Origin of the sequence: Streptomyces sp. NBC_01006, from assembly GCF_045162725.1 — a bacterium.
In the GTDB taxonomy this organism is placed as follows: domain Bacteria; phylum Actinomycetota; class Actinomycetes; order Streptomycetales; family Streptomycetaceae; genus Streptomyces.
The window spans coordinates 5,576,904-5,589,795 of the sequence record NZ_CP108700.1 but is presented as its reverse complement, the minus strand read 5'-3'; the positions used below and the strand labels follow the sequence as shown (position 1 = coordinate 5,589,795).

12 protein-coding genes and 1 tRNA gene are annotated in these 12,892 nt (G+C 71.1%); 5 read left to right on the top strand and 8 right to left on the bottom strand.

The annotated features are described in order from the left end of the window. Window positions 1-3: 3 nt before the first annotated feature. From OG509_RS25765 to OG509_RS25750, 4 genes are all read right to left on the bottom strand, one after another. Complete coding sequence (locus OG509_RS25765) at window positions 4-1,308, bottom strand: homoserine dehydrogenase (RefSeq protein WP_406184887.1); 1,305 nt, start codon at window positions 1,306-1,308, stop codon at window positions 4-6. 158 nt (window positions 1,309-1,466) lie between these two features. Beyond that, window positions 1,467-2,858: a diaminopimelate decarboxylase gene (lysA, locus tag OG509_RS25760; RefSeq protein WP_403724488.1), complete on the bottom strand. Its 1,392-nt coding sequence runs from the start codon at window positions 2,856-2,858 to the stop codon at window positions 1,467-1,469. Window positions 2,859-2,877: 19 nt separating this feature from the next. Beyond that, window positions 2,878-3,915 carry an ArgS-related anticodon-binding protein NrtL gene (gene nrtL / locus OG509_RS25755; protein ID WP_406184886.1) on the bottom strand — a complete coding sequence of 346 codons (1,038 nt, stop codon included), beginning with the start codon at window positions 3,913-3,915 and terminating at the stop codon, window positions 2,878-2,880. Window positions 3,916-3,983: 68 nt separating this feature from the next. Further along, on the bottom strand, window positions 3,984-4,454 hold the full coding sequence (locus OG509_RS25750) for a response regulator (RefSeq protein WP_406184884.1): 471 nt from the start codon (window positions 4,452-4,454) through the stop codon (window positions 3,984-3,986). 105 nt (window positions 4,455-4,559) lie between these two features. On the opposite strand from OG509_RS25750, the gene OG509_RS25745 reads away from it, so the two are divergent. The 4 genes from OG509_RS25745 (at window position 4,560) to OG509_RS25730 (ending at window position 7,913) form a co-directional block, all read left to right on the top strand. Beyond that, window positions 4,560-4,631, top strand: a tRNA-Arg gene (locus tag OG509_RS25745). Between the two features lie 245 nt (window positions 4,632-4,876). Next, on the top strand, window positions 4,877-5,983 hold the full coding sequence (locus tag OG509_RS25740) for an acyl-CoA dehydrogenase family protein (protein WP_406184883.1): 1,107 nt from the start codon (window positions 4,877-4,879) through the stop codon (window positions 5,981-5,983). Next, window positions 5,980-6,966, top strand: a complete 987-nt coding sequence (locus tag OG509_RS25735; RefSeq protein ID WP_406184882.1) for an aldo/keto reductase — start codon at window positions 5,980-5,982, stop codon at window positions 6,964-6,966. Before OG509_RS25740 ends, OG509_RS25735 begins: the two co-directional genes overlap by 4 nt. Window positions 6,967-7,103: 137 nt before the next feature. Next, window positions 7,104-7,913: a BTAD domain-containing putative transcriptional regulator gene (locus OG509_RS25730; protein ID WP_406184881.1), complete on the top strand. Its 810-nt coding sequence runs from the start codon at window positions 7,104-7,106 to the stop codon at window positions 7,911-7,913. A gap of 93 nt (window positions 7,914-8,006) precedes the next feature. Here the strand turns inward: OG509_RS25730 and OG509_RS25725 are convergent, their stop codons facing one another. The 3 genes from OG509_RS25725 to OG509_RS25715 form a co-directional block, all read right to left on the bottom strand. Next, complete coding sequence (locus OG509_RS25725; RefSeq protein WP_406184879.1) at window positions 8,007-8,507, bottom strand: flavin reductase family protein; 501 nt, start codon at window positions 8,505-8,507, stop codon at window positions 8,007-8,009. Window positions 8,508-8,635: 128 nt separating this feature from the next. Further along, window positions 8,636-9,256 carry an NADH oxidase gene (locus OG509_RS25720; RefSeq protein WP_385591599.1) on the bottom strand — a complete coding sequence of 207 codons (621 nt, stop codon included), beginning with the start codon at window positions 9,254-9,256 and terminating at the stop codon, window positions 8,636-8,638. Between the two features lie 155 nt (window positions 9,257-9,411). After that, window positions 9,412-10,683 (bottom strand): MFS transporter, encoded by a 1,272-nt coding sequence (locus tag OG509_RS25715; RefSeq protein WP_406184877.1) that lies wholly within the window; start codon window positions 10,681-10,683, stop codon window positions 9,412-9,414. 209 nt (window positions 10,684-10,892) lie between these two features. Between OG509_RS25715 and OG509_RS25710 the strand changes: the two genes are divergently transcribed. Continuing rightward, window positions 10,893-12,098: an acyltransferase family protein gene (locus OG509_RS25710; RefSeq protein WP_406184875.1), complete on the top strand. Its 1,206-nt coding sequence runs from the start codon at window positions 10,893-10,895 to the stop codon at window positions 12,096-12,098. Between the two features lie 89 nt (window positions 12,099-12,187). Here OG509_RS25710 and OG509_RS25705 read toward each other — a convergent pair whose 3' ends face one another. After that, entirely contained in the window at window positions 12,188-12,814 is a 627-nt protein-coding gene (locus OG509_RS25705; protein WP_406184874.1) for an NADPH-dependent F420 reductase, read from the bottom strand. Window positions 12,815-12,892 lie beyond the last annotated feature (78 nt).

Here is a 12,892-nt window from a genome sequence, read left to right as displayed (position 1 = left end):
TCCTTACTCCCCTTCAACACGCATGATGCTGGCGACACCGCGCACGGTGTCCAGCTTCCGCAGTGCCTCGACGGTCCCGGAGAGGGCGGCGTCGGGCGCGCGGTGGGTGACGACGACGAGGGAGGCCTCGTTGCCGACCCCGTCCGGACGTCCTTGCTGTCGTACGGTATCGATGCTGACCCCGTGCTCCGCGAACGTCGTCGCCACCTGGGCGAGGACGCCCGGCTTGTCGGCCACATCGAGGCTGATGTGGTACCGCGTGACGACGTCGCCCATGGGGCTGACCGGCAGCTGGGTGTACGCCGACTCGCCGGGCCCCGTTACCTCGGCGAGCTTGTTGCGGCAAACGGCGACGAGGTCGCCCAGGACCGCCGAGGCGGTCGGCGAACCGCCCGCGCCGGGCCCGTAGAACATGAGCCGCCCGGCGGCCTCCGCCTCGACGAAGACGGCGTTGTACGCCTCGCGGACGGAGGCGAGCGGGTGGGTCAGCGGGATCATCGCCGGGTGCACGCGGGCGGTGACGGACTCGCCGTCGGCGGCGCGCTCCAGGATCGCGAGGAGCTTGATGGTGCAGCCCATGCGCTTGGCGGAGGCGAAGTCGGCGGCGCTGACCTCGGTCATGCCCTCGCGGTAGACGTCGTCGAGGCGGACCCGGGTGTGGAAGGCGATGCCGGCCAGGATCGCGGCCTTGGCGGCGGCGTCGTAGCCCTCGACGTCCGCGGTGGGGTCGGCCTCGGCGTACCCGAGGGCGGTGGCCTCGTCGAGCGCCTCCTGGTACCCGGCGCCGGTGGAGTCCATCTTGTCGAGGATGAAGTTCGTCGTGCCGTTGACGATGCCCATCACCCGGTTGATCTTGTCGCCGGCGAGGGACTCGCGCATGGGGCGGACCAGCGGGATGGCGCCGGCGACGGCCGCCTCGTAGTACAGGTCCAGCCCGTGCTGCTCGGCCGCGGCGTGCAGGGCCGCGCCGTCCTGGGCGAGCAGCGCCTTGTTCGCCGAGACGACGGAGATGCCGTGCTCGAAGGCGGTGGTGATGAGGGTGCGGGCGGGCTCGATGCCGCCGATGACCTCGATCGCGATGTCGATGTCGCCGCGTTTGAGGAGGGCGGTCGCATCGGTGGTGACCAGGGCCGGGTCGATGCCCTCGCGCACCTTGGAGGGACGGCGCACAGCCACGCCGGCGAGCTCGACGGGCGCACCGATGCGGGCCGTGAGGTCGTCGGCGTGCGTCGTCATGATGCGCGCCACCTCTGAGCCGACCACTCCACAGCCCAGCAGCGCCACCTTCAGCGGACGCGTACGCATCATTCGACCTACGCCTTTCGATCTTCCATCACCACCCGGCGTGCGGTATTGCGCGCCGGGTCTCATCCAGTCTCACTCAATGGACAGCACTTTCCATCCTCGGTCCATTGAGTGAGACACCTATTTTGGGGGTATGGGGGCTTCTCCCTGAAATAACCGGATCATCCGAGGTCGAGACGCAGGAGATCTTCCTCCGTCTCGCGCCGGACGATCACCCGGGCCTGTCCGTCGCGCACCGCGACGACGGGCGGGCGCAGCGCGTGGTTGTAGTTGCTGGCCATGGAGCGGCAGTACGCCCCGGTGGCGGGTACGGCGAGGAGGTCTCCCGGGGCCAGGTCGGCCGGCAGGAAGGCGTCCTTCACGACGATGTCGCCGCTCTCGCAGTGCTTGCCGACGACGCGGACGAGCATGGGCTCGGCGTCGGAGACGCGGGAGACGAGGGTGACGGCGTACTCGGCGTCGTAGAGGGCGGTGCGGATGTTGTCGGACATGCCGCCGTCGACGGAGACGTACGTGCGCAGCCCTTCGAGCGGCTTGATCGTGCCGACCTCGTAGAGGGTGAAGGCGGTGGGGCCGACGATGGCGCGGCCGGGCTCGACGGAGATGCGGGGCGCACGCAGGCCGGCGGACTCGCACTCGCGGGCGACGATCTCGTGCAGGGCCTTGGCGATCTCGTGGGGCTCGCGCGGGTCGTCGGAGGAGGTGTAGGCGATGCCGAGCCCGCCGCCGAGGTCGATCTCGGGCAGCTCGACGCCGTGCTCGTCCCGTACGGCGGCCAGCAGCTGCACGACGCGCTTGGCGGAGACCTCGAAGCCGGCCATGTCGAAGATCTGCGAGCCGATGTGGGAGTGGACGCCGAGCAGGTCGAGGCTGTCGTGTCCGAGGGCGCGCCGTACGGCCTCGGCGGCGGAGCCGTCGGCGACGGCGATGCCGAACTTCTGGTCCTCGTGCGCGGTGGCGATGAACTCGTGCGTGTGGGCTTCGACGCCCACCGTCACGCGGATCTGGACGGGCTGGCGTACGCCCAGCTCACGGGCGATGTGCGCGACGCGGGCGATCTCCTGGAAGGAGTCGAGCACGATCCGGCCGACGCCGGCGGTGACGGCCCGGGTGATCTCGGCCACGGACTTGTTGTTCCCGTGGAAGGCGATCCGCTCGGCGGGCATGCCGGCGGCGAGGGCGGTGGCCAGCTCGCCGCCGGAGCAGACGTCGAGGTTGAGTCCCTCTTCCTTGAGCCACTTCACGACGGCCTTGGAGAGGAACGCCTTGCCCGCGTAGAACACGTCGGCGTCGGGCCCGAAGGCGTGCGCCCAGGCCCGGCACCGAGCCCGGAAGTCCTCTTCGTCGAGGAAGTAGGCGGGCGTCCCGAACTCCTCGGCGAGGGTGCTGACCGCCACCCCGCCCACGGTCACTTCCCCCTCGTCGTTCCGCCGCACGGTCCGGGCCCAGACCTTCTCGTCGAGCGCGTTGAGGTCGGCGGGCGGCGGGGAGTAGTGCCCCTCGGGCAGGACGTCGGCGTGGCGGGGCCCGGCGGGGTGCGCGGAACGGCTCATCGGTATCTCTCTTCGCAGATCACAGGCAGTCAGGTGCGTCTATGCCGAGAAGGGCCAGGCCGCCGGCCAGCACCGTCCCGGCGGCTTCGGCAAGGGCCAGCCGGGCGCGGTGGGCGGCCGAGGGTTTCTCGTCCCCCTTGGGCAGGACGCAGTGCTGGAAATCGAGCAGCTCGTCGGCGACGGCGACGAGCTGACGGGTGAGGCGCTCGGGGGCCCGGTGGTGCGCGGCGGCCTCCAGGACGAGCGGGTGCTCGGCGAGCAGCCGCAGCAGTGCGGGCTCGGCGGGCGCGTCGGGCTCGGCGGGCTCGGCGGGCTCGGCGGGCGCGTCGGGCTCGGCGGGCGCGTCGTCGAACTCGCCGGGCTCGGCGCCGAAGCCGAGGCGGGCGGCGCCGCGGCCGAGGGCCTTGGCTCGGGCGTGGGCGTACCGCACGAGGAAGAACTCGCTGGACTCGTCCTGAACCAGGAGTCCCGCCCCGAACTGCGGCGTCTCGCGGGCCGGAACGGCGAGCACGGCCCAGGTTGCGGCGGACCGCCCGTAGGTGGCGACCACGTCCCCGTCACGGCGCGCGACGGGGGCGACGCCGGGCAGCGCACCGCCGTCTTCCCGTCCCTGACTGCGCAGGATGCGTACGACGGCCTCGTGGACGGCGCGCCGGCGGAACTCGGCGGTGGGGGCCCAGCAGAAGGGCTCGGCTTCGACGGCGTCGTCCGCGTACCCGTAGCGCGATCCGCGCGACAGCACTTCGCGGACGAGCGCGGCGGCGCTGCGGGGGGCGAGGGTGAAGTTCAGGAACCCGGCGCCGGTGATCTCGACGCGCTCGATCCCGGCCACCTCGCCCAACCGCCGAGCGAGCACATCAGCGACGTGACGGGGAGCACTTCCCACAGTCCTGGCGATCTGAAAGGCGACGGGGGTGGCGTAGTCCCCCACTCCCCCGGGCCGGGTCCGCTCGATGACGACCCGCTCGGGCACATCCGCCTCGGCCGGCAGCTCCCCGTCCTCGACGGCGCGGCGCACGGCGCGTGCGACGGTGCTGGAGAGGTCGGCGGGGGTCACGGGACCAGCCTAGGGGAGAAGCCCTCCCATCCCGCGAACGGTTTCGCCATGTGAACAGGTGACCGGCGCTACCCCCTCCCCCGCCCGGCCGGCGCGCCCTTCCGCTCGCGCCGGTCCTTGCGCTCGACGAGCCGGCGTACGACCCGTACGAGCTCGGCGGGCTCGAAGGGCTTGGCGAGGAACGCATCCACCCCGGCCTCGATCCCGGCCTCGACCTCGTACTGCGTACAGGCGCTCACGATGGCGAGGGGCAGATCCCGCGTCCGCGGATCGGCCCGCAGCTGCGCGGCGGTCCCGAACCCGTCCAGCCGGGGCATGACCACATCAAGGGTGATCACATCGGGGCACACGTGGTGCACGATGTCCAGGCACTCGGCACCATCGTTCGCGGTCACGACCTCGAAGCCCTCCAGCTCGAGATTGACCTTGATCAGCTGCCGGATGACCTTGTTGTCGTCGACAACAAGCACCCGGCCCGAGGCGCCTGGCACAAGTCGAGAGTAGGTGTGCCTAAGCCCCCGCGTCCGGGTTTTTGCCACTTCCACCCCCTCCGAGCGACCCACGTCCCCCGGGCCCGTAATCCGTTCCTGATCACCCCGCCGAAGCTGGTAGTGTTCAACCCGTCGCCGCAACGCGAACGACACGCCCCCGTAGCTCAGGGGATAGAGCAACGGCCTCCGGAGCCGTGTGCGCAGGTTCGAATCCTGCCGGGGGCACTCCAGCAAGAGCAGCGTGATCAACCCGCTGACCTGCTGAAGTGCCAAGCATGAAGGCCCGAACTCAGTCCCACTGAGTCCGGGCCTTTGTCGTTTTCTCGCCCTGGTCGCGATGGACCGTGCACCGGTACCTGAACCGTCGAGGGGCCGGCGGCCCGGGGTTGCGGCTCTAGGGGGGTGCGAGTGGGGGTTGAGGGGGGTGTGGGATGGTCCGGCCGCTCATCGGTGGCGTTTGAGGAGGCAGGATGGTTACGGGGACCGGGCTTGTTGAGCGGGCCGGGGGGTTGGGCGAGTTGGGGCGGCGGCGGGCCGCCGATGCCGAGGAGCAGCGGCGGCTGACCCCCGATGTGGTGGCGCGGATGCTGGAGAGCGGGTTCGCCCGGCATTTCGTGCCCGTCGGCTTCGGTGGGGTGGAGGGCGGCTTCAGTGAGTTCGCCCGCGCCGTGGCCGTCGTCGCCGAGGGGTGTGCCGCTACTGCTTGGTGTGCCTCCGTCGCGGCCAGTCTGGCTCGGGTGGCCGCCTGTCTGCCGCAGGAGGGGCAGGCCGATGTCTGGGGCGGCGGGGCCGATGTTTTCGTCGTCGGGTCGCTCTCGCCCGCGGGCACGGCCGTGCCGGCCCCGGGTGGGTGGCAGCTGTCCGGGAGTTGGGCCTACATCAGCGGCGTCGACTATGCCGACTGGGTGGTGCTGTGTGCCACCCTGCCCGGCCGGGGTGGTGCGCGGTTGTTCGCTCTGCCTCGCGGTGCCTATGCCGTCAAGGACACCTGGACCGGATCCGGGATGCGGGGTACCGGGAGCAATACCGTCATCGTCGATGACGTGTTCGTTCCCGAGTCGCGGAGCGCGGACCGGCAGCGGCTGTCCGACGGCCGCACCGTGCCGATCCAGGCCGTGAACGGGCTGTCGTGTGCGCCCGCCGCCCTCGGGGCCGCGCGCGGCGCGCTCAAGCTGTGGACCGCCGACACCGCCCAGCGGCTCGCGCGCGGCGGTGGGCGGGTGGGGGGTCCCGGGCCCTCCCTCAGTACGTACGAAGCCGTCCTGACCCGCAGCTCCGGTGAGATCGACGCCGCGATGCTGCTGCTGGAGCGGGCCGCGTCCGTCGCCGACCGGGGCGCGGGGATCACCGAGGAGGAGATCGCCCGCAACGTGCGCGACTACGCGCTGTCCGCCGATCTCCTGGTGAACGCCGTCAATCGGATGTTCGCCGCCTCCGGTACGTCCGGTCAGAGCACTCGCAGTCCGCTGGAACGGGCGTGGCGGGACGTCAATTCCATTGCCACGCACATCGCCCTGACCTTCGATCCGGCCGCCGTTCTCTTCGCGTCCCGCCCTTTCGCCCTGGAGGCAGCATGACCGACGTCCCCACCCGACACCTCGGCGAACTGGCGGTTTCCGCGCAGGGCCTGGGCTGCATGGGCATGAGCCACGGCTACGGCGCCACGGACGACGCGGAGTCGGTCGCGACCCTGCACCGCGCCCTCGACCTCGGGGTGACCCTGCTGGACACCGCCGACTTCTACGGCAGCGGGCACAACGAGGAGCTGATCGGCCGGGCCGTCGCCGGGCGCCGCGACCGGGTGGTGCTGGCCACGAAGTTCGGCTTCGCCAACCGGCTCGGCGAGCCCACCCTCGTACGGGGCGACGCCGCGTACGTACGGCAGGCCTGCGAGGCGTCGCTGCGCCGTCTCGGTGTCGACCACATCGACCTCTTCTACCAGCACCGGGTCGATCCGCAGGTCCCGATCGAGGAGACCGTCGGCGCCATGGCCGAGCTGGTGCGGGCCGGGAAGGTGCGCCACCTCGGCCTGTCCGAGGCCGGTGCGCAGACCATCCGGCGGGCGCACGCGGTGCACCCGATCTCGGCGCTGCAGAGCGAGTGGTCGCTGTGGTCCCGCGATCTGGAGGCGGAGATCATCCCGGTGTGCCGCGAGCTCGGCGTGGGCGTGGTCCCGTACGCACCGCTCGGGCGGGGCTTCCTGACCGGCCGGTACGGCTCGGTGGAGAAGCTGGCGGACACCGACGTACGGCGCGGGCACCCGCGCTTCGCCGACGGCAACCGCGAGCGGAACCTGGCGATCGTCGCGAAGCTGGACGAGCTCGCCGCGGCGAAGGGGATCACGGCCGGCCAGCTCGCGCTCGCCTGGGTGCAGCACCGGGGCGAGGACGTGGTGCCGATCCCCGGCACCCGGCGCCGGCGCTACCTGGAGGAGAACCTCGCGGCCCTGGCCGTCGAGCTGTCGCCCGAGGACCTCGCCGCGATCGAGGCCGCGGCCCCGCCCGGGGAGATCGCGGGCACCCGTTACGACGCGACCGGGCTCACCTTCGTCAACGGCTGAGCCCTCCCGCACGGCTCCGTTCCGTTCCCTTCCGCCCGCCTGCTCCCCAGCAGGCGGGCGGACGCATATGAGAACTTCATGTCCGCCCGTGCACTCGTCACTGGTCGCCCGCTCAAGTCGGCTGCGATGCTGAGTCCATGGAATTCGGAGTTCTCGGACCGCTCGAAGCCCGTATGCACGGCACGTCCATCGCACCGACCGCCGGAAAACCGCGCCAGATCCTCGCGCTGCTCGCCATCCGCGCGGGACGTGTCGTACAAGTGGAAACGCTGATGGCCGAATTGTGGGGCAATGCCATTCCCCGCAGTGCCGCCACCACGCTCCAGACCTACATCCTCCAATTACGCCGGAAACTCACGCAGGCCGGCGTGCAGCAGCAATCCGGCCGCAGTGCCAAGGACGTATTGGCGACCTGTTACGGGGGCTACCGGCTCGCTCCCGAGGAGTTCTCCCTCGATCTGCAGACGTTCCAGCAGCTGGTGCGCGCGGGCGGGCGGACGATGGCCGAGAACGACCCCAGGACGGCTTCCGAGCAGCTCGGCCGCGCCCTGGACCTGTGGCGCGGCCCGGCCCTCACCGACGTCCCGGTAGGGGAGGTCCTCGGCACGGAGGTCATCGGCATGCAGGAGGAACGCGACTGGGCGCTGGAGATGCGCCTCGAAGCCGACCTCAGTCTCGGCCGGCACGCGGAGATCATCGGCGAGCTGCGCATGCTGGTGAGCCGGCAGCCCCTGCACGAGACCCTGTCCGCCCAGCTGATGACCGCCCTGTACCGGGCCGGGCACCCGTGGCGTGCGCTCGACGCCTTCCAGGCGCTGCGCCACGCGCTCATCAATGAGCTGGGGGTCGAACCGTCGCCGCGGCTCCAGCGGCTGCACCAGGCCATTCTGGCCAACGACACCGGCCTGCAGGCCCCTTCCTCCACCCTGCATGCACTCTCCGCCTAGCCGGCGCCGCCCCCCACAAGGCGATACGGCCGCGCCGTACGAACGACGAAGCTCCTGGCAGACACCGTGTCCGCCAGGAGCTTCGTCGCTGCGTCAGTGCTGGACGGCCAGCCGGCGGTCCGGTTCCCACCGGCCGAACTCGCCCTGCTGGTACAGGGCGGCCGCGCCCGGGAAGGTCTCGCTCTCGTCGATCCGCCCGATGAGCAGCAGGTGGTCGCCGGCCTCCACCGTCTCCACGAGCGTGCAGCCGGCGTAGGCCACCGCGTCCTCGTTGAGCACGGGAACGCCCGCCAGCCCGCCGCGCCAGGCCACTTCGTCGAACTTGCACGCCGCCTTCCCTGCGAAGGTCAGGGCCTTGTCCCGGCCCCGGTGGGCCACGAAGTTCATCGCGAACACCCCGGAGGCGAGGATCGCGGGCAAGGTCCGGGAACCCTTGCCCACGCACAGCAGGAGCAGGGGCGGCGCCGCCGAGACGGCGGAGAACGCGTTGCACGTGAAGCCGGTCGGTTCGCCGCCCTCGCCGAGTGCGGTGACGATCGCGACAGGGGTCGGAAAGGAACCGAAAACCTTACGGAAGGTATCCGTGTCCAGCATGATGGCCACTCCGTCGAGTCAGTTACGGGACTTTCCCGCTGCATGCGCCGCACTATGGGCGAAGTGGCTTGAAATCGTCTGGACGGGAACTCGGCCGGAACCCCAGCGTCCCTTGAGCCACCACACCGCTATGCGGACTCGTCCACCGACGTCACCAGCCCGGCGGCCGCCAGATAGCCGATGATGTCCTCGGTCACCTGCGGCGGCAGCGGCAACGCGGCCGAGACCGCGGTGAGCGTGGTCGGCCACGCGAGGGTCATCGCCACCCACGCCGCCTCCTGCCGGTGCAGGACGACGCGGTGGGGGGAGCGCTCGGACTCCAGGACGCATCCGGTGCCCGACTCCGGCACGGTGAAGGCCACGTGCCGGGGCAGGCATACGCGGCGCTCACCGGCAGGCCGGATCAGGACGAACGACGCCGCCGACGACAGCGGGACCACGGACAGCAGCGGCCCTTTCAGGTCGTCCACGCCGAGGGTGCGCACCACGAGGTGCGACAGCTTGCTGAGCGCCGGCAGGGTGAACGGGCACTGCTCCTCGGGCTCGCTCAGGGCATTGGCCAGCAGGACCGGCCCGAGCTCCATCCTCCGCAGTACCTCGCGTACCGCCGGGCTGGGCCGGTCGAGCCGGTCCTGGCCCCAGCGGCTTGTGAGCAGGAGTACGTCGCCGCCGGCCCCCTGATCGACGATCACGTCCTCGGACAGCGACCAGAGATGGAAGGTCTGGACACCCCCGGTCGTATACCGCATGTTGCACCTCTCTAGCCGGGCGGAGGGTTTCACGAGTATGGCCGCGCGCCCGAGCCTCACGACAGGTCGTGAGCCATACGGCCACCATGAATTCCTCACGCCGTCCCCAAGGGCCCCTCATACGGGCCAGGTCGGGATGTACGGACGCGTCGTGATCAGGAACGGACGGGCTTCGGCGCCTCTCCCCCGGTCCGGCCGAAAGCAGCGGTCATCAGCATCGCGGCGAGCGCGAAGGCGCCGGCCACGGCCATCGCCAGGCGCGGGCCGTTGGAGTCGATGATCAGGCCGCCGATGAACGAACCCACGCCGATGGCCCCGTTGAAGGCGGCGACGTACAGCGACGAGGCGGCCTCGCTCTCCTCGGGGACGAGCCGCATGACCCAGGTCTGCAGGGCGACCGGGAGCGCCGCGTAGAGCACACCCCAGCACACCAGCAGGGTGATGACGAGCGGGCCGCTCGCTCCGCCCGCGTACATCACGCCCATGACGACGGCCAGCAGTCCGGTGCAGGCGATGATGCTCGCCCGCAGGGCCCGGCCGACGACGGCGCCCGCCGCGAAGTTCCCCGCCAGTCCGGCCGCGCCGAAGACCAGCAGCAGTGCGCCGACGAGGGACGGCCGGACGCCGGTGACCTCCTGCAGGAACGGGGCCACGTACGTGAAGGCGAGGAAGTGGCCGCTCATGATCAGCGCGGTGACGCCGACCGCGACGCGCAGCGCGCGGTGGCGCAGTACGTGCAGGAGCGCGGCCAGGCTGCCGCTGCCCTTGGCGGGCAGGGCGGGCATGAACAGCAGGCTCGCCGCCAGGACGAGGAAGCCGAGGAAGCCGACGCAGACGAAGGCCGCGTGCCAGCCGGCGGACTGGCCGACGGCGGTGCCGAGCGGGGTGCCCGCGACGGAGGCGAGGGAGATGCCGCCGAGGACCACCGAGGTCGCGCGGACGGCGTGCCGCTCGGGGACCAGGCGTACGGCGATCGACACGGCGATGGACCAGAACACCCCGTGCGCCAGGGCCACGATGAGGCGGGCGGTCAGGAGCAGCGCGTAGCCGGAGACGGCGGCGGCCATGAAGTTGCCGGCGACGTAGAGGACCATCAGGGCGACGAGCAGCCACTTGCGGTCCACGCGGCCGGTGAGCGCGGTCAGGGGTGCGGCGGTCACCGCGGCGAGCACGGCGAAGCCGGTGACGAGGAAGCCCGCCGAGCCGAGGGAGACCTTCGTGCCCTCGGCGATGGACGGGAGCAGGCCGATGGGCAGGGTCTCCGTGGTGACGAACGAGAAGACGCCGAGGGCCAGTCCGACCACGGCCAGCCAGGACCGCCAGGGCGAGCCCGGTGGCGCGGCCGCGGGGGGCGGGGTCGGGGTCAGGGTCGGGTCTTTCGCCACCGAGGGCGTCGTGCCGCTCTGACTGGTCACGCTCGTGGACATGGGTGCTCCCGGGTCGAGGAATATGCGCGAAGCGAGAAATACAGAAAAGTTTCCGTCGGTGAATTCTCCCGCTCGCACATCTGCGGAGGAAGTGCCTCCGGCTCCTGGTGGTGGCACCAACTGGATAAGCACGCCCCGGCAATTCAGCGGTTTCTCGGGTAGCTTTCCGAACGTCTTTCCCAGCATCCCTCTTCCGAAGGAGCAGCAACGTGTCGACGGACAGAATGCGTACCCGGGTGACCCGCCTCGACACGCTGACCGGGTTGCGCTTTCCCGCCGCCTTCGTGGTGTTCCTGTACCACGCGGCACTCCTGGGCTTCCTGGGCGTCCCCTGGCTGAGCAGCAGCTCGGCGGTCACGACGTACTACGACGCCGTGGCCCACGTAGGCGCCGTCGGCGTCACGTTCTTCTTCGTGCTCAGCGGCTTCGTACTGACCTGGTCGGCCCGAGACACCGATACCGCGCCGCGCTTCTGGCGGCGTCGCTTCCTCAAGATCGTCCCGAACTACGTGATCGCCTGGGCGCTGGCCATGCTGGTGTTCGCGGCGCCCATCACGGACATGACGACCGGCCTGCTCAACCTCTTCATGGTCCAGGTCTGGTACCCGGACTTCGCGATCAACTTCGGGGTGAACCCGGCCGGTTGGTCCCTGGGCGTCGAGGCGGTCTTCTACCTCCTCTTCCCCGTCCTGCTCCACTGGATCAAGAAGATCCCGGCCCACCGGCTGAACCTCTGGGTCGTGGGCGTGGTCGCCGGAATCGTCGCGACGCCGCTGCTCTCCACGCTGCTGGTCCCGGCCGGGGCGATGATGCCCACCGAGCCCGACACCTCCATCAACCAGTACTTCTTCTCCTACATCCTGCCGCTGCCCCGGGTACTGGACTTCGCCCTCGGCATCCTCGTGGCCCGTTCCGTGATGGCGGGACGCTGGCGCAACATCGGCATGGTCTGGTCCGGCGTCCTGCTCACCGCCGCCTTCGCCCTGGGCTACTTCGTACCGCCCATCTACGCGACGCGCGCGGTCTGCGTCGTCCCCGCCGCCCTCCTCATCGCGGCCGGCGCCATCGCGGACGACGAGGGCCGGTTCACGCTCTTCCGCAACCGCGTGATGGTCTGGCTCGGCGACATCTCGTTCGCCTTCTACCTGGTGCACTACACGGTGATGGTCGCGGTGTGGAAGCTGCTCGGCAGCCACTCGTACTCGAATCCGGCGGCCGTCGGTCTGATGGCGCTGGCCATGGGCGTCGCGATCCTCGCCTCGTGGGCGCTGTACACCCTGGTCGAGCGGCCGATCACGCGGCGCTGGTCGAACCCGAAGAAGAAGCTCGTGGCGGCCGCCCTTCCCGCCGCCGAGCCCCGGCCCCTCGCGGTCCGCGGCGCGGGCGAGAAGGTCGGATCCTCCCCCACCGCGTGATCGCGGGTACGTAGGACGGGTCCGTGGGAAACGGGACCGCCTGCCCCGTCCGGCTCCGGCCGGAGGGGGCAGGCGGTCCCCGTCGTACGTCAGAGGCCGGCCGCGGCGCGCAGGCCCGCGGCCGTGGAGGCGAGGCCGAAGAGCGCGCCGCCGGGATCCAGGGCGGCCGACTCCGCCAGCCCGCCGACGTGGACCGGTACGAAACCGGCGTCGTGCACCAGGGTTTCCGTGACCTCCCGGGCCGCGGGGTCGTCGGCAGCGGTGCCCACGCCCCAGAAGTGCCGCTGCCCGGTGCCGCGCGACCACAGCAGCTCGTCCGGGAAGTGGCAGAACGCACGGGTGAGCGCGCTGTCGGGCAGCCGCTCGGCGGTCCGGCTCCCCCGGGTGATGCCCGGTCCGAGCACCGAGATGAACAGTCCGTCCCCCGAGACGCCGATCGGGCTGGTGGCGTCGATCACGGTCTTTCCGGCCAACGGGCCCGCCAGTTGGTCCAGAAGGCCGTCGAGGGCCGGGTGCGGGACGGACAGCAGGACGATGTCGCTCGCCCGGGCCGCATCGGCGTACGTCGCGGCCCGCGCCCGCTCGCCCAGCGGTTCGACGAAGGACGCGAGCCGGCCCGGGTCCCGGGAGCCGAACGTCACGCGGTGCCCGGCCGCCACCCAGTGCCGGCCGAGCGGGCGGCCGATGTTGCCCGCGCCCAGGATGCCGATGTTCATGGGGTACTCCTCGCTTTGCGTTCTTCGTACGTACGGCGTCGGCCGCCGGTCACGGTGACCGGCGGCCGACTCTGGGGG